Origin of the sequence: Pseudomonas capsici (genome assembly GCF_017165765.1) — a bacterium.
Taxonomy (GTDB): Bacteria; Pseudomonadota; Gammaproteobacteria; order Pseudomonadales; family Pseudomonadaceae; genus Aquipseudomonas; species Aquipseudomonas capsici.
Window position 1 is genome coordinate 618,969 of record NZ_JAFGZD010000001.1, and the last position, 16,100, is coordinate 635,068.

Sequence of the window (16,100 nt, forward strand, 5' to 3'; positions counted from 1 at the left end):
TGCCCGGTTGCGTTCGAGATTAGGCTGCGGCCCGAATTTGAGAAAGCGATCATTACGCAGGTTTGCATGCGTGTGGCGCATGCAAGTCAGACGGCAATCTCATTGCTCAGCCACTTCTCGAAGGCACGGGCAGCGCGTCTTGGCAGCTTGCCGCTGGGTGTGAGCAGGTAATACCCGCCAATGGCACCGATATCCGCGTTGCAGGCAGGGACCAGAGCGCCGGATTGCACATGGCGATCAATCATCGGACGCCAGCCCAGCACAATGCCGTGTCCGGCGATGGCCAGATCCACCAGCACCGGATAGAGGTTCACGGTCATGCGCTGGTGGATCAGCGAAGCATCCACACCCTGACGACCGAACCAGTCATTCCAGGACAGCCATTGGCGCTGGCCGTCTTCGAGCATCAGCAGGCAATGGTCAAGCAGTTGCGCCGGCTCAAGTGTCTGGCCGCCCAGATAGTCCGGTGAGCAATAGGCATTCACCGACTCGGCAAACAGCAAGCGGCCATCCAGCCCGGGAGGCGACTTTTCACGCAGGAAATACAGTGCCAGGTCGAACTCGGCACGAATCAGAGAATCCAGCCCGTCGACCACCCGCAAGCGTATGTCCACTGCCGGGAATTCATCCTTGTAGCGACCCAGCAACGGTCCCAGCCAAAGCGCAGCTACGCCGCTGGAGCAGGCCAGCGTCAATTGCTGCTCGCCGCTGTGGGTGATGACCTGAGCCGTGGCTTCGGCGCACTGAGTCAGGATGCGGTGAATTTCTTCGGCATAGATCTGACCCGCTATGGTCAGGTGAATGCGCTTGTGCTCGCGACGAAACAGCGCCCGGCCCAGGAATTCCTCCAGTTGGGCGACCTGTCGACTGATTGCACTCTGGGTCAGGTGCAGCTCGGCGGCTGCCCGGGTGAAACTGCCATGACGAACCGTGGCTTCAAAGGCGATCAGGTTCTGTAGTGGCGGAAGAGGTTCTATACGCACAAGGGCTCCGTATTACAAACCATCGGGAAACGGCGTCGACAGCAGCCAGTCCCTGAACACGCAGAGTGATGGCAGGTTCTGGAAGCGTGTGGCATACACCAGATAGTAATTGCGGCCACTGTCCATGGGGTCGAACAGCGTCACCAGCTCACCGCTGCTGATTTCGTCCTGCACCAGAATGCGCGGCACCAGCGCCACGCCAATACCCGCTGCCACGGCCTGGATCAGATGCGCAGTCAGCTCGAAACTCGGACCGGGGCGCATGATGTGGTGGTCGAGCCGGTTTCTGTCGAACCAGTCGGACCAGGTGTTGGGCCGCGATACCACGCTCAGTAGTGACTGCTGCGCTATCTGGCCCGGTGTCAGCGACTGGTGGTCGGCCAGCGCCGAAGGGCTGGCGATGAGCACCAGCTTCTCCTCGATCAATGGATGGGCGATATAACCCGGCCAATTACCTGTGCCTGCACAGATGATCGCGTTCATGTCGCTGGCTGCTGGCGTCAGATCGGCGTGCACGATCCGCGAGTGGACATGCACCACATGGCCCGGATGCCGGGCATAAAAGTCATGCATGCGTGGCAACAGCCACTTTGAACCGAAGGTGGGCAGTACGACCAGATGCAGGGTTCCGCCTTCGGACTTGTGAGCGATGGTCTGCAGCGTTGCACTGCGAATTCGGCCAAGGGCGGCAGCCAGCTCATGCTGGTACAGCGCACCTGCGGTGGTCAGCTCGATACGCCGGCCATCGCGCTTGAACAGCTCGACTTCCAGTTGCGCCTCAAGCGCCTGCACCTGGCGGCTGACCGCACTCTGGGTCAGGGCCAGCTCATCGGCGGCCTTGGTAAAGCTGACATGACGTGCCGCCGCTTCAAAAGCGATGAGCAAAGACATCGACGGTGTGAGTCTTCTCGGGTTCATTCATAAAACTCATGGAAAAACGGCAGGTTTTACATTTGCGCTCGTGACCCTGAAGCCTGAGAATCAGCGCCAACCGTTGATGACACCTTGTTTCGAGCGCTCTGAAGCATACGTGTTTTACCTATAAAAGTTTGCATATAAAAAGCCCAGCCTGTCAGGAAACCGCCATGATTGCCCTCTTGAATCCCACCCGCGAACAGGTCGATCACTATGACCGATTCCTCAATGCTCTGGCGCAAGAGGGGTTTGCAGGGGAAATCGCCAGGGATCATGGCTCTCGAACCGTTCTGGCCACCGATAACTCGATCTACCAGCGCATGCCCCAGGCCGCGGTGTTTCCCCGTGACAGCGCCGATGTCGAAATCCTTGCGCGACTGGCCGGGCGCGCCGAGCACAAGCAGGTGGTACTGACGCCACGGGGAGGCGGCACCGGAACCAACGGGCAATCCCTGACCGATGGTGTGGTGGTCGACCTGTCCCGGCATATGAACCGGATTCTGGAAATCAACGTCGAAGAGCGCTGGGTACGGGTGCAGACCGGCGTGGTCAAGGACCAGCTCAACGCGGCACTCAAGCCCCACGGCCTGTTCTTCGCCCCGGAGCTGTCCACCTCCAATCGGGCAACCGTTGGGGGGATGATCAATACCGATGCCAGCGGCCAGGGTAGCTGCACCTACGGCAAGACCCGTGACCATGTTCTGGAATTGTCCACGGTTCTGCTTGGCGGCTCACGAATACACAGCCTGGCCATGGGCTCCGAACAACTGGAAGCGGAACAGGCCCGAACCGACCGGGCAGGGGAGGCTTATCGCTGCGCCCGTGAAATTGCCGATACCCAGGCGCAGTTGATCAAGGACATCTTTCCACCGCTCAATCGTTGCCTGACCGGCTACGATCTTGCCCACCTGCGCGAGACCGATGGCCGCTTCAACCTCAACAGCGTGCTGTGCGGTTCGGAAGGCTCGCTGGGCTTTATCGTCGAAGCCAGGCTCAATGTGTTGCCAATTCCCAAACACTCGATTCTGGTCAATGTCCGTTATGCCGGTTTCATGGATGCCCTGCGCGACGCCAAGGCACTCATGGCGCTCAAGCCGCTCTCCATCGAAACCGTGGACTCCAAGGTCCTGATGCTCGCCATGCAGGACATCGTCTGGCATGGCGTGGCCGAATATTTTCCCCAAGATCCGGATACCCCGACCCTTGGCATCAACCTGATAGAGTTCTGTGGCGACGACGCGGGCGAAGTCGAGCAGCGGGTTCATGCCTTCGTGGCGCATTTGCAGAGCGATACCTCGGTGGTTCGACTCGGCCACACGCTGGCGGTGGGCAGCGCGGCGGTCAACCGGGTCTATGCCATGCGCAAGCGTTCGGTTGGTCTGCTGGGTAACGTCAAGGGCGAGGCCAGGCCTCAGCCTTTTGTCGAGGATACCGCCGTCCCGCCTGAAAACCTCGCCGACTACATTCAGGAGTTCCGGGCGCTGCTGGACAGCTACAACCTGCAGTACGGAATGTTTGGCCATGTGGATGCCGGCGTGCTGCACGTGCGGCCGATTCTGGACATGAAAGACCCGGCCCAGGCCGCGCTGGTGAGGCCGATTTCCGATGCGGTTGCAGCGCTGACCAAGCGCTACGGTGGCCTGCTCTGGGGTGAACATGGCAAAGGCTTGCGTTCGCAGTACGTGCCGGAATACTTCGGCGAGCTTTACCCTTCATTGCAGGCGCTCAAGGCCGCTTTCGACCCGTTCAATCAACTTAATCCCGGCAAGATCGCGACTCCTGCAACCGTACCCGCTGCCAGATTGACGCTGGTGGACGAAGTGGAGTTGAGAGGCGATCTGGACCGTCGCATCGACGAGCGCGTCTGGCAGAGCTACGAAAGCGCCGTGCACTGCAATGGCAACGGCGCCTGCTACAACTATGATGCCGACGACGCCATGTGCCCGTCCTGGAAGGCTACCCGCAATCGCATTCATTCGCCCAAGGGCAGGGCTTCTCTGGTTCGTGAATGGCTGCGCCTGCAGGGCGAGCAGAATGTCGATGTGCTGACCGCCAGCGCTCGTGCCCGCTCGGCCAATGTCATCAAGAGTCTGGTGAGTAAAACGTCCAATAGTCTGGCCAGACTGGGCGGGCAGAAAGACTTCTCCCATGAGGTCTATGATGCCATGGCGGGTTGTCTGGCCTGTAAATCCTGCGCCGGACAGTGTCCGGTGAAGGTCAATGTGCCGGAATTCCGCTCGCGTTTCCTGGAGCTGTACCACAGCCGCTACCTGCGCCCGCTGAAGGATTACCTGATCGGCTCGCTGGAGTTCAGCATTCCGTATCTGGCCCGTTTCCCGAAACTCTACAACGCCATGATGGGTGCCAGACCGGTTCGCTACCTGCTGGAGCATGTGGCGGGCATGGTGGACAGCCCGTTGCTGAGCCTGATGGATTTCCGCGCCGCCTGTGCCCGCTGGAATGTCGGCATCGCCACGCCAGAGCGGCTGGCTGCGCTGTCGGAGCAGGAGCGCAAGCGGACGGTGATTCTGGTCCAGGATGCTTTCACCCGCTACTTCGAGACTCATCTGGCGGCTGACTGGCTGGAGCTGATTTCGCGTCTGGGCTATCAGGTTTACCTGGCACCCTTCGCGCCAAACGGCAAGCCGCTGCAAGTGCAAGGTTTCCTCGCTGCCTTTGAAAGGGCAGCCAGCTTCAATAGTCAGTCGTTGCGCAAGCTTGAGGCTTATGGCATTCCGCTGGTAGGCCTGGACCCGGCCATGACGCTGGTTTACCGGCAGGAATACAGCAAGACCCTGAGCAGCGAAAATGCCCCAACGGTGCTGCTGCCTCAAGAGTGGCTGGCTGCGCAGATGGCGGAGCCCGAGCAGGTTCAGCCGGGGGAAACCTATTACTTCCTGCCGCACTGCACCGAGAAAACCAACGAACCGGGCAGTGTCGGCCTGTGGCAGAAAGTTTTTGCCCGCATGGGGCTCAAGCTTGAAGTGCTGGCCAGCGGTTGCTGCGGCATGTCTGGCACCTACGGTCACGAAACCCGAAATGCCAGACACTCCGACACCATCTACAGCCAGTCATGGCAACCGCTGGTGGCTCGCCATAACGGGGAAGGGCGACTGGTTGCCGATGGCTATTCCTGCCGCAGCCAGGTCAAGCGTCAGGATGGGCAGGTGGTGCGCCATCCACTGCAGATACTGTTGGCGAAACTGTAGTGTCCGCGAAGGCAGCTTCCCACACGACGTGCTGCCTCCCATAAGTGTCGTTTGAGCCTTGACTGATCGGCATTGGTTCGTAAGCGAATGCTTCAAACCAGATACCGCCGAAACCAGTCCACGGTTCTGTCCCATGCCAGTTTCGCTGCCGCTTCGTCGTATCGTGGCGTGGAATCGTTATGGAAACCGTGGTTGGCACCAGGGTAAATGTAGGTTTCGTAATGCGTGCCGGCCGCTTTCAATGCCGCCTCATAAGTCGGCCAGCCTTCGTTGATCCGTGTATCCAGCTCACCGTAGTGAATCATGATCGGGGCCTTGATCCGCACCACGTCTTCGGACTTGGGCTGGCGACCATAGAATGAAACCGCAGCCCCCAGTTCCGGATAAGCCACGGCAGCAGCATTGGCAACGCCCCCGCCGTAACAGAAACCGGTGATACCGACCTTTCCGGTAGTTGCGTCATGTTTCATCAGCCATTCGATGGCGGCGAAGAAGTCGTTCATGAGCTTTTCAGGATCGACTTTCTGCTGAAGTTCACGTCCCTTGTCATCGTTACCCGGATAGCCACCCACAGAGGACAGGCCGTCGGGTGCCAGGGCGATGAAGCCAGCCTTGGCAGCGCGTCGGGCAACATCTTCGATATAGGGGTTGAGCCCACGGTTTTCATGGGCAACTACAATCGCCGGCAGCTTGCCGCTGGCTTTCGCCGGACGTACCAGATAACCACGCACCTGCCCATGCCCTTTGGGGGAAGGGTAATTGACGTATTCGGCAATGATGTCCGGGTCAGTGAACGGCACTTGTTCGGCCAGCGCATAGTTCGGGCTCAGCGAGGCCAGAAGAGCAGTGGCGGTCAGGCCTCCCAGGGTGAACAGGGCAGCACGGTCGAGAAATTCGCGTCTGTTGATCTTGCCATGGGCGTAGTAGTCGTACAGCTCAAGCAGTTCAGGGGCAAAGTCTTTGGCGGTGAGGCGATCCATCTGCATGCTTCCTGTCAGATCATTGGGGCTTTCATTAAAGCAGCTTTGCTGCCGAGGCGCCGTTCATGACACCTCGACATTCAGTGCGGATCAGAACTCCAGCGTGACCCCGGTATAGAGTGCGCGTCCATCGCCCGGTGAATGCAGAGAGTCGACTGCGCCGTCCGGGTCATACCAGACGTACTCGTAATAGCGGTTGGTGAGGTTCTTGAGCTGCAGGTCAAGGCTGAGCGAGTCGCTGACTTTCCAGGTCGCGCCCAGATTCATCAGCACATAACCGCCATAGGTTCCTTGGGTATTTTCCCGCTCCAGATAATAGTTGGTCTGGCCATTCATCCAGGCCATCAGTTGCAGGGCAGGAGTCGCCTGATAGCTCAGGCCTGCGTTGTACACATGATGGGGAATATGATCGATTTCCCGCCCCTTGCTGTTGGGCAGTGTGGCGCTGGGCTCAAGGATTTTCGAGTATTGCCATGAGTAGGCCATCCATATTTCGGTACGCTCGTTCGGGTGCAGGTTCACCTGCAGGTCATACCCCCAGCGCCGGGTTTCTCCGACATTGTCCGATTCGCCGCTCGGGTCGTTGAGCCTGCGGCTGACCTCGCCACTGGCCTCCTGCTGCCAGTAGGCGACCCGGCCATCCATCCAGTCGGTGGGAGCGAACTTGATCCCGGTTTCCCAGCCTTCGTTGATCGACGGGGCCAGATCGGTATCCCGCGGCGGAATCTTGTAGGCCGCAGCTCCCGTGCCGACCTGAAAGGTACGCCCCCAGTTGGCATAAAAGCTGGCCACGTCCCAGGGCGAATACACCACACTGAGTTTGGGCTGCCGGATCAGGCCGTAATCGTTGATGTCGTAATCCAGGCCGGTCATTTCATTGGTGAAGTCACCCTGGATCTTGTCGACCCGATAGGCCGGGATGATCTTCAGCGACTCGAAAGGCTTGATCTCGGCCTGGACGTAAGCGCCGTAGGTGTCGAAATCGAACTGCTGATCGCGGGTCTGGGCCTGACGGACCCGGTTCAGGGTGCGATAACGTTCGCTCTTGTTTTCCTGCTGCTGCATATCCGCTCCGCCTTCCAGGGCAAAGTCATGGAGCCAGCTGACTTCCGGACGCCAGGTCAGGGAGGTGAGGGCACCGTACTGGGTTTCGTAGGCATCGCGTTCCTGCTGGGACGTCGTTCTCCAGTACTGGGTCCAGCGTCGGTCATCGAAGGTGTTGATATAGGTTTTGGCCGACCATGCAAGGGTGTCTGCCAGATCGGTGTCGAAATGCAGGCTGACCTGATTCATGCGCCGGGTGCCCTTGTCCGTGGCGTTGTAGCTGTTGCTCATGGTCGGGTGATGACGGGCATTGTCTTCGCTCAGGTAGCCGGGCTCTCGGGCTTCGGTTTCGTAATGCCGGGCAATCAGGCCGATGCGATAACTCTCGTCGTCAGGTGTATAGAACCACTTGCCGGACATGGAGAACTTGTCGGCTTCGGAATGATCGCGATAGCCATCGGATTTCTGATAGGCGAAGAAATAGTTCTGGCTCCAGTTGCTGTTCTCAAAGCCCTTGGAAAGCTGGGTTTCCCGGGTATTGAAGCTGCCGTAGCGAATTCGTGCCCTGGTGTAATTGCCGCCGGTGCGGGTCAGCATGTTGACGTTGCCCGCGATGTTGTTCAGCCCGTAACGGGCATCGCTGGTGCCGCGTACGACCTCGATGCTGTCCAGCTCCATGGGGAAAATCATGTCCATGAACGGCATGTTGCCGTCGTTGCTGTTGCTCGGAATACCATCGATCAACAGTTTCACCGCATTGACTTCACCTTCACCGTTGAAGCCGCGAAAGGAAATCTTGCCGGACGTGGTGCCCTGATTGAATTGGGTAAGGATCACGCCCGGAGCACGACTGAACAGCTCCCAACTGTAATTGACCGGCATCTTTTCAAGGATGTCGCCCCCCAGAATATCCACCGAACTCAGCACACTGCTGGTGCTGAGCGGGCCGCTGCTGTTGCCCTGAACGGTGACGGAGCCAAGGGTCAGGGTCGAGTTTTCAATCTGGGTTTCGGCCAGGGCAGCGGAGAGCGGCGTCAGGGCAAATACCCCGCAGGTCAGCGCCTGACAGAGAGAACGGGACACAGGGGCATGCATTGCGCGTGGCAATGTAGAAAAAACAGGCATAGCACTTACTTCCTGGAGACCAAGATATTTCGCGGACGTGGAGTGGCCGTTCAAGGCGTTCCAGCGCCAGACAGGAAAAGCCGCGCCAGAATCGGCGGGCAATGCGTGGTCAGGCCAGGGGAGAGGCGCGCGGGGTCAGACTGGGCCAGCGGACCCTGGGGTGCAGCGTCGGTCGCTCGGGGTTGTCCAGGGCTGTGTCAGGTGTGTAGCGAGGCAGGAAGTGGCGGTAGTAGTCGGATGGCAGGGCTGCCAGTCCGGCATGGCCACAGCAGCAGTCGCCATGCTGCATGGCGGCTTTCGAGGAAGCGGGTTGCAGGGTATCGATCAGTTTCTTGAAGCCGGGCGGCAAGGCAGTCGAACCGCTCCCCGAGCAAAACCCGCCCCACAGCAGTAAATGCGTATCCGGCGTCTGCATGGCGCGGCTCATCGGCATGGCCAGCATATTGAGCAATATGGCCAGGCAGGCGATCCAGGGACTGATGCGTTTCATTGAAGCCATGGGTGGGCCCGGAGCAGGAAGGCCGCCATTTAGCCGTATTTGATCAGCGAATGTAAATGCTTCTGTGGGCAGGATTTTCAGTGTGCAGAAAGCGATGCAGAAACTGAGGTATGGCTATTTGACATCTTGATATTCTGTCATCTAGTGTCGTGGCCTGAGAAACGGTTCTCGGGATATTTCACTTCAGCAGGGAGGCTACATCGCAATGGCCACTACCATCAGTTCTGCGTCGATCAAATCAGTACGTGTGCATCCGGGGCTGGGGATTGCCCGGGTCGGTAATGCCTTGGGTCATGATGAATATGTTCTGGCTGCCGAGGTTCCGGGAGCGGTTGCCAGCAGTGCGGACGGGGCGTTCCGCGATGCCAAGGGCCACCTGCGACGTCAGGCCGTGCGCTTTCGTATCTATGCTGAGCTGACGGATGGCTCGGTCCGCGAACTGACCCTCGAAGACGGGGTGAAGATCGACTGGACCGTAGAACTCGCCAACCTCAAGGCCGGTTGGTACAACTTCGAGAATGCCATGGACCTGCCTGCGCCTTACGCGAAGAACGCAGGCCGACGCAATCCTGAAGTCATTGGCAAGCAGCGCAAGGCGCTGGACATTCTCCCTGGCCCCAGAACCATCGGTGGTCGCAACAAACAGGGCAAGGCTTTCCACTTCGATACCGGCGAGTTCTACAGCAAGCCTGTTTATCTGGGCGAATTGCGCACCGACGGTGAAGGCCGACTCATTGCGCTGGGCGGTCATGGGCATTCCGCGCCGCTCAAGGCAGGCACCGCACCTGAAACATTCGCCAACAACAAGGATTGGCATGACGACATCTCCGATGGTCCGGTCTATGCCCGTGTGACCTTCGCCAATGGCGACACGCTCGAAGCTGAACCGGGTTTCCTGGCTGTGACGCCGCCCAACTATGCACCGGGACTGTTCGGTGTCGTCACCATGGAAGACGTGGTACGCGACCTGTATGTGCGCAATGGTCAACTGCCTGCCAACCAAACCACTGAATTCACCCGCGACATCTGGCCGATCTTCGATCGCCTGACCAATATGCAGTGGACCAACCACGGCATTTATATGCTCAGCGGTTTCGGTTCTCCACTGGATACCAAGAACGAGGCGGTCGTTAAAAAGCTCGCCGACCGCTCAGGGAAGAATGCCGAATTCCGCAACAGGGTCTTCGAGCTTTTCCGTATCCCGAATGGCACGGGGACGTTCACGTCTGCGCTATTGCCGTTCTATGGCGATTACTACGGTGATTATTATGAGGTCGAAGGTGCAGGTCTTGCCGTGACGCCTCTGATGTACAAGGCACTGGAAAACTGGGTGAAAGGGGATTTCGTCTCCGACTGGAAAGGTGAACCGGCCATACCTGAGTTTTCGTCGCTCGATCCGCGTCAGCAGACCGAAGCACTGGATCGTGTCGGCCTGCATGAATGCCTGGGCGGGCCGTTCCATCCCGGCATCGAACTGACCTGGTTCATGCGCGTGGCCAGCGTCTGGAAAAGCCCTTACCGTCTGGCCGTGCTGCCTCAGGGGCAGGCCGTTCGCCAGGACTATGGCAGCAAGTTGACCCCTGAAGTCTGCCTGAGCAAAGGCGGCCCGCTGGACGGCGTAGGTCCCGGTTCTCTGACTCGCGCACTGGGCGTGCCATGGCAGACCGACGGCGCATCCTGCCTGTCCGATGCCGAATACGAGCCCGGTTCCTATCTGTCTTTCCCCAGCTACTGGGGAGCCCGTGTGCCCAACAGTGTGCTCAGTAATGAAGCCTGGAAGCGTGTCGGTTCGACGCAGTCGAGTGAGCCGCAACAGCTCAAGAACTTCTCTTACCGCGAGGACTGGTTGCGTGACCTGAAAGGTTCCTATCTGGCGCGTATCAACAAGATGGTCAGCCAGTGGTGGGAGCTTGGCGTCCTGGTCAGCCAGGAAACATCGCCCGAGCTACAAAAGAAACTGGGACTTCCAGCTCACGCCTGGGTGGAAACCGGTCGGCCGGCAAGTGCCGTTGGCCCCAATACCAAGGTTGCCTTGCTCGCGGCCATCGAAGCTCTGGACCATCCGAAGCCGTTGCTCAAGGGCGCCGAGCTCGAAAAAGCCATCTCGGACAAGCATGTGACACCACGTCGGCTGCGCAGGGACGAGATTTGACCCGCGTGTACGACGTGCTGATCGTGGGCGCCGGACCGGCAGGTTCGGCGCTTGCCATCTGTCTTTCCCGGGAAGGGCTTGACGTCTGCATGGTCGATCGCGATGAAGCGAGTCAGTCAAGACCCGGCGAATGCCTGTCGCCCGAAGCGGTGCCATCTCTGGCCGCGCTTGGGCATGCCGATTTGCTGGACGACCTTTCGGTGGCCCGTCCCTGCTGTGGTGTGCAGTCCATCTGGATGACGCCGGAGCGGGCTTTTCGGGATTATTTCGCCGAGCGTTCGTCCCAGGGGTATTTTCTGCAGCGTCAGGTGTTCGATGCCCGCTTGCGTGACAAGGCACAGGCCGCCGGTGTTGCGCTGGAGCGAGGCGTGCAGGTGACGCATGCCGAGTTCGGTGCCGTCACCACGCTGACCGGTTCCCGCGGCACGGAGCACTGGAGCGCCAAGTCCCGTTTCGTGGTCGATGCTTCGGGTAAGTCCAGCAGCATCGCACGGCTCGGCGGCGCGGGCAGGCGGCGCTTGAGTCGTCAGGTCGCTGTGGCCGCCTGTTTGCCTGTCGGTACTTCGGAGCTGGCTTCAAGCGACTGGCTATTGATCGAAGCGGACACACAAGGCTGGTGGTCCGGCGCGACCTCGACCAGTGGCCAGCGGCATCTGGTGCGCTTTTTTCCCGAGGGCAGCGACGCTGGCCGTACCCCGGTCGAACTTGCCCGTCAACTGCAGCAGACAAAACTGATGCAGCTCTACGCTAGTGCCGACGAGTTGTCGACGGCGCCTGTCCAGGTGCTCGATGCAGGCTGTTCAGCGCTGGATTGTGTCGCGACATCGCAATGGCTTGCGGTGGGAGAAGCGGCAATCGCTTTCGATCCCGTTACCTCCCAGGGCCTGGCTCATGCGTTCGGTGCCTGTCGACCGGCCACCAGCGCCATACTGGAATACCTGCATCACGGTCGCACGGACAAGCTTGAGCGTTACGATCAGCAGACCCGTATCACCCTGGCGCACTCTCTCAAAGGGCTCATGAGCCACTACGCGCAATGCCATAGCCTGACGAGCGTCGGCTGAGCCGACTCTCTTCTCAATCGGGCAGTAGAGCTGGTCGATGAATCTCTGGCGAATGAGAGGAACCATTGACCGCTCAACCCAGTCTTTGTGACTGATCCGGTCCTGCCATCGAGTTGTAGTCATGCTGATTGCGCTGCTGATTTTCGTTGTCACCATCATTCTGGTCATCTGGCAGCCCAAGGGGCTGGGCGTAGGCTGGAGCGCAACCTTCGGTGCGGTTCTGGCGCTTCTGACCGGTGCGGTCAGCCTGAGTGATATTCCTGCCGTCTGGCATATCGTGTGGAATGCCACCGGCACTTTCATCGCCCTGATCATCATCAGTCTGCTGCTGGATGAAGCCGGTTTCTTTGAATGGTCTGCGCTTCACGTGGCGCGCTGGGGCGGTGGCAGCAGCAAAAAGCTGTTTGCTTTCATCATTCTGCTGGGAGCCGCGGTTTCTGCATTGTTTGCCAATGACGGGGCCGTGCTGATTCTGACTCCCATCGTGATCGCCATGTTGCTGGCGCTGCGGTTTTCCCCGGCGGCAACCCTGGCGTTCGTCATGGCCGCCGGTTTCATTTCGGACACCGCAAGTTTGCCCCTGGTGGTTTCGAATCTGGTCAATATCGTCTCGGCCGACTATTTCGACATCGGTTTCAACCGTTATGCCTCGGTCATGGTGCCCGTCAATTTCGTCAGTATTGCTGCCACGCTGGGTATGCTGCTGTGGTTTTTCCGCAAGGATCTGCCCGCAACCTATGACGTGGAAAAACTCCAGCGACCCGCCGATGCGATCCGTGATCGTGCGACCTTTATCGCGGGCTGGTGGGTTCTGGTATTGCTGCTGGTGGGTTGCTTCGTTATCGAACCTCTCGGAATACCGGTCAGTGCAATCGCCGCTGTCTGTGCCCTGGTGCTCTATATCATCGCGGCACTGGGGCACAGGATCGGAACCGGCAAGGTGCTCAGGGGCGCGCCCTGGCAGGTGGTGGTGTTTTCCCTGGGAATGTACCTGGTGGTCTATGGCCTGAAGAACGCCGGCCTGACCGATCATATCGCCAGGATTCTTAACGTGTTCGCCGGTTATGGCGTCTGGGGGGCTTCGCTGGGCACCGGACTGTTGAGTGCATTGCTGTCGTCGATCATGAACAATATGCCAACCGTGCTGGTCGGGGCACTGTCCATTCATGCCGCCGGGGTCGATGGCGTCATTCGCGATGCCATGGTCTACGCCAACATCATCGGTTGCGACCTTGGGCCCAAGATCACCCCGATAGGCAGCCTTGCCACACTGCTCTGGCTGCACGTGCTCGCCCGCAAGAACATCACGATCGGCTGGGGCTACTACATGAAGGTCGGCATCGTGCTGACGCTTCCCATCCTTGTCGTCACCCTCGGCGCTCTGGCCGTCCGTTTGAGCTTCTGATGTGTCACGCTATGTCGGCCAGCCCTGAGAAGGCTGCTCAAATCGAATGTAGGCAGGTGTTCAAATGAGTGCAGTTACACGGCAAATGCGTCTGGGGCTTTTCATCCAGGCCGCTGGTCATCATTCGGCTGGCTGGCGTTACCCCGGCGCGGAGTCTGGCAGCGAAAACTTCCCGCTGATCCGCCGCCTGACCCTGGCGGCAGAAAAAGCCAGACTGGACATGGTGTTCTTCGGCGACAAGCTGGTGACCGGTCCCAAGGAGCATCCATCCATGATCGTGCGCCTGGAGCCTGTGGCGTTGCTGGGCGCACTGGCGGCCATCACCGAGCGCATCGGGCTGGTGGCGACTGCGTCGACCACCTACAGCGAGCCTTACACCATCGCCCGGCAGTTCGCGACCATCGATCACTTGTCCGCAGGCCGTGCCGGCTGGAATGTGGTAACCACCGGCTACGACAGCGCAGCCAACTTCACCCGCGCCACCCATCCCGACCATGCCCAGCGCTATGCAGTGGCCGAGGAGTTCGTCGATGTGGTGCGTGGCCTGTGGGACAGTTGGGAAGAGGGCGCTTATGTGCGCGATAGCGAAACAGGCGTGTACCTTGACCCGGACAAACTTCACAGTCTGGATCACAAGGGCGAATTCTTTTCGATTGCCGGGCCGCTCAACCTGACCCGCGCTCCGCAAGGTCATCCGGTACTGGTTCAGGCCGGTTCATCGGGGCCGGGCATGGCCTTGGCAGCGCGCATCGGTGAGGTGGTGTTCACCGCTCAGCAAGGTCTGGAAGAGGCCCGACAGTTCTATCGCGACCTCAAGACGCAGGTAGTCGCTCATGGGCGTTCGCCGGATCATTGTCTGGTGATGCCCGGCGTCATGCCGATCCTTGGCAAGACCGCTGCCGAAGCCCAGGCGCGTTTCGACCACCTGCAAAGCTGGACCGACCAGGAAGCTGCCTTGCTGATGGTTGCGGATCGTCTGGGGCAGGATCTTTCCGGCTTCGATCTGGACCAGCCGCTGCCGGACTTGCCACTGCCACAAAACATGCAAAGCCGCGCTCGCCTGTTGCTGGACCTCTCACACCGCGACGGCCTGACCCTGCGCCAGATCTGCAACCTGGCCGCTGGAGCACGAGGGCACAAGATTATGGTCGGCACCCCGCAACGTGTGGCCGATGAACTGATTGCATGGTTCGAGGGCCGCGCCGCAGACGGTTTCAACCTGATGCCCTCACACTTCCCCGCAGGTCTGGACGACTTTGTCGACGGCGTGCTGCCGATCCTGCGTAAACACAAACTGTTTCGCGAGGAGTACAGCGGTAGTACGTTACGCGAACATCTGGGGTTGCCCGTACCGGCGAACAGGTGGGGATAAGCTGATAGCTACAAGCTACAAGCTACAAGGTGCAGGCGGTGAGCTTTTAACTTGCCGCTTGCCGCTTAAAGCTTGCAACTGCCCCCCATTACATCCCATCCCTTGTTTGCAGATCCAATGCAAATGCCGCAAATGATTTTTGCGCCTCTTACATAACCTCCAGGGGCAGCATTCCTGCTTGTTTATGCTTTTTTGAAATAAGCATGAGGGGTTTCGGTATTTACGAAGAACGCTGGCGTTGTGGTTAAACGTCATCGCCTGCTGGCCAGACAGTGCCAGTGGTTTTCTACGGAGTCCGAACCTGCCCATGTCATTGCGTCCTCATCTTCTTGCTTCACTGCTGCTAAGCCTTGGTCTGACGCTGGGGCCGCTGACTTCGGCGGTTGCGGCGCAGCTCAATATTGCGGTGTCCGATATCGGGACTGGCAGCAAGCCAGCCGGTGGCGGTCTGGTGGACGTCATTCATGCCCAGCAGCGTCTTGACAAGGCGTTCAGTGCCGAAGGCGTTACGGTCAAATGGCACTTCTTCAAAGGTGCTGCGCCGCTGATCAACGAGGCGTTCGCCAACGGTCAGCTGGATATGGCCTATCTCGGTGATCTGGGCAGCATCGTCGGCAAGTCGGGCGGGCTCGATACGCGAGTGGTTGCCGTCGCGGCGCGTGGCGTCGCGCATTATCTGGCGGTGCCGCCGGGCTCGTCGATTCAGGCTCTGGCAGATCTCAAGGGCAAGCGTGTCGGCCTGTTTCGCGGGACCGCCGCGCAGCTGTCGTTCATCGATGCACTGCGTACTGCCGGGCTGACCGAAAAGGATATCAGCGTCATCAACCTGGACTTTGCTGCCGCCAGCGCGGCGCTGGCCGCCAGGCAGATCGATGCGACCTGGGGCGGTATCAATATTCTGGCGCTGCGCGAGCGGGGGCAGGCCCAGGTGCCTGTCTCGACTCACGACCTGGGTGGCGCGGGCGAGTTGTCCGGTCTGGTTCTGGTGTCGCAGAAACTGCTCGACGAGCATCCGGACTGGGTCAGCAAAATCGTTCAGGTCCAGCGTGATGCATCGAGCTGGGCCAGCGCCCCGCAAAACCGCGAGGCCTATATCCAGTTACTGGCCGATCAGGCGTCTTATCCGGCCAGTCTGCTGAAGGCCAACCTGGAGGGCGCGCCGCCGCTGTCGGTGCTGCTCTCGCCTGAGCTGGACAGCGGTTTTGTCGAACGCCTCAAGCAGTCCATCGGCAGCGCCAGGGAGGCGCGCCTGATTCGTCGTGACATCGATGTGGATCAGTGGCTCGCGCCGCAATTTCTGCACCAGACCCGACCTTGAACATTATCTGCCGACAGCCCCGCGCTGACGGCAC

The 16,100-nt window shown here is 59.6% G+C and carries 11 protein-coding genes; 6 read left to right on the plus strand and 5 right to left on the minus strand.

Annotation, left to right across the window (positions count from 1 at the left end):
• Positions 1 to 86 precede the first annotated feature (86 nt).
• On the minus strand, positions 87 to 983 hold the full coding sequence (locus tag JSY17_RS02600; protein ID WP_117180704.1) for a LysR substrate-binding domain-containing protein: 897 nt from the start codon (positions 981 to 983) through the stop codon (positions 87 to 89).
• 12 nt (positions 984 to 995) lie between these two features.
• Positions 996 to 1,901: a LysR substrate-binding domain-containing protein gene (locus JSY17_RS02605; protein WP_206401361.1), complete on the minus strand. Its 906-nt coding sequence runs from the start codon at positions 1,899 to 1,901 to the stop codon at positions 996 to 998.
• Positions 1,902 to 2,068: 167 nt separating this feature from the next.
• Between JSY17_RS02605 and ydiJ the strand changes: the two genes are divergently transcribed.
• Positions 2,069 to 5,107 carry a D-2-hydroxyglutarate dehydrogenase YdiJ gene (gene ydiJ, locus JSY17_RS02610; RefSeq protein ID WP_206401363.1) on the plus strand — a complete coding sequence of 1,013 codons (3,039 nt, stop codon included), beginning with the start codon at positions 2,069 to 2,071 and terminating at the stop codon, positions 5,105 to 5,107.
• 92 nt (positions 5,108 to 5,199) lie between these two features.
• Here the strand turns inward: ydiJ and yghX are convergent, their stop codons facing one another.
• The 3 genes from yghX to JSY17_RS02625 form a co-directional block, all read right to left on the minus strand.
• Positions 5,200 to 6,087 (minus strand): YghX family hydrolase, encoded by an 888-nt coding sequence (yghX, locus tag JSY17_RS02615; RefSeq protein ID WP_206401365.1) that lies wholly within the window; start codon positions 6,085 to 6,087, stop codon positions 5,200 to 5,202.
• 90 nt (positions 6,088 to 6,177) lie between these two features.
• Positions 6,178 to 8,226: a TonB-dependent receptor gene (locus tag JSY17_RS02620; RefSeq protein ID WP_232849253.1), complete on the minus strand. Its 2,049-nt coding sequence runs from the start codon at positions 8,224 to 8,226 to the stop codon at positions 6,178 to 6,180.
• 139 nt (positions 8,227 to 8,365) lie between these two features.
• On the minus strand, positions 8,366 to 8,755 hold the full coding sequence (locus JSY17_RS02625; protein WP_206401369.1) for a DUF2946 domain-containing protein: 390 nt from the start codon (positions 8,753 to 8,755) through the stop codon (positions 8,366 to 8,368).
• 205 nt (positions 8,756 to 8,960) lie between these two features.
• On the opposite strand from JSY17_RS02625, the gene JSY17_RS02630 reads away from it, so the two are divergent.
• The 5 genes from JSY17_RS02630 to JSY17_RS02650 all read left to right on the plus strand — a co-directional run bounded on the left by JSY17_RS02630 (position 8,961) and on the right by JSY17_RS02650 (position 16,066).
• Complete coding sequence (locus JSY17_RS02630; protein ID WP_122372505.1) at positions 8,961 to 10,907, plus strand: LodA/GoxA family CTQ-dependent oxidase; 1,947 nt, start codon at positions 8,961 to 8,963, stop codon at positions 10,905 to 10,907.
• Between the two features lie 5 nt (positions 10,908 to 10,912).
• The gene (locus JSY17_RS02635; RefSeq protein ID WP_263942910.1) at positions 10,913 to 11,971 is read left to right on the plus strand and encodes an NAD(P)/FAD-dependent oxidoreductase; all 1,059 of its coding nucleotides are present in this window, start codon (positions 10,913 to 10,915) and stop codon (positions 11,969 to 11,971) included.
• A gap of 121 nt (positions 11,972 to 12,092) precedes the next feature.
• The gene (locus tag JSY17_RS02640; protein WP_117180696.1) at positions 12,093 to 13,376 is read left to right on the plus strand and encodes an arsenic transporter; all 1,284 of its coding nucleotides are present in this window, start codon (positions 12,093 to 12,095) and stop codon (positions 13,374 to 13,376) included.
• Between the two features lie 64 nt (positions 13,377 to 13,440).
• The gene (locus JSY17_RS02645; protein ID WP_206401373.1) at positions 13,441 to 14,748 is read left to right on the plus strand and encodes an LLM class flavin-dependent oxidoreductase; all 1,308 of its coding nucleotides are present in this window, start codon (positions 13,441 to 13,443) and stop codon (positions 14,746 to 14,748) included.
• Positions 14,749 to 15,055: 307 nt separating this feature from the next.
• Positions 15,056 to 16,066: an ABC transporter substrate-binding protein gene (locus JSY17_RS02650; protein WP_117187224.1), complete on the plus strand. Its 1,011-nt coding sequence runs from the start codon at positions 15,056 to 15,058 to the stop codon at positions 16,064 to 16,066.
• Positions 16,067 to 16,100: the final 34 nt, after the last annotated feature.

Excerpts from the sequence above, each read along its gene's own strand:
- JSY17_RS02605 (WP_206401361.1), bottom strand. The coding sequence starts at position 1,901 with ATGAACCCGAGAAGACTCACACCGTCGATGTCTTTGCTCATCGCTTTT.
- ydiJ (WP_206401363.1), top strand. The coding sequence starts at position 2,069 with ATGATTGCCCTCTTGAATCCCACCCGCGAACAGGTCGATCACTATGAC.
- yghX (WP_206401365.1), bottom strand. The coding sequence starts at position 6,087 with ATGGATCGCCTCACCGCCAAAGACTTTGCCCCTGAACTGCTTGAGCTG.
- JSY17_RS02620 (WP_232849253.1), bottom strand. The coding sequence starts at position 8,226 with ATGCATGCCCCTGTGTCCCGTTCTCTCTGTCAGGCGCTGACCTGCGGG.
- JSY17_RS02625 (WP_206401369.1), bottom strand. The coding sequence starts at position 8,755 with ATGGCTTCAATGAAACGCATCAGTCCCTGGATCGCCTGCCTGGCCATA.
- JSY17_RS02630 (WP_122372505.1), top strand. The coding sequence starts at position 8,961 with ATGGCCACTACCATCAGTTCTGCGTCGATCAAATCAGTACGTGTGCAT.
- JSY17_RS02640 (WP_117180696.1), top strand. The coding sequence starts at position 12,093 with ATGCTGATTGCGCTGCTGATTTTCGTTGTCACCATCATTCTGGTCATC.
- JSY17_RS02645 (WP_206401373.1), top strand. The coding sequence starts at position 13,441 with ATGAGTGCAGTTACACGGCAAATGCGTCTGGGGCTTTTCATCCAGGCC.
- JSY17_RS02650 (WP_117187224.1), top strand. The coding sequence starts at position 15,056 with ATGTCATTGCGTCCTCATCTTCTTGCTTCACTGCTGCTAAGCCTTGGT.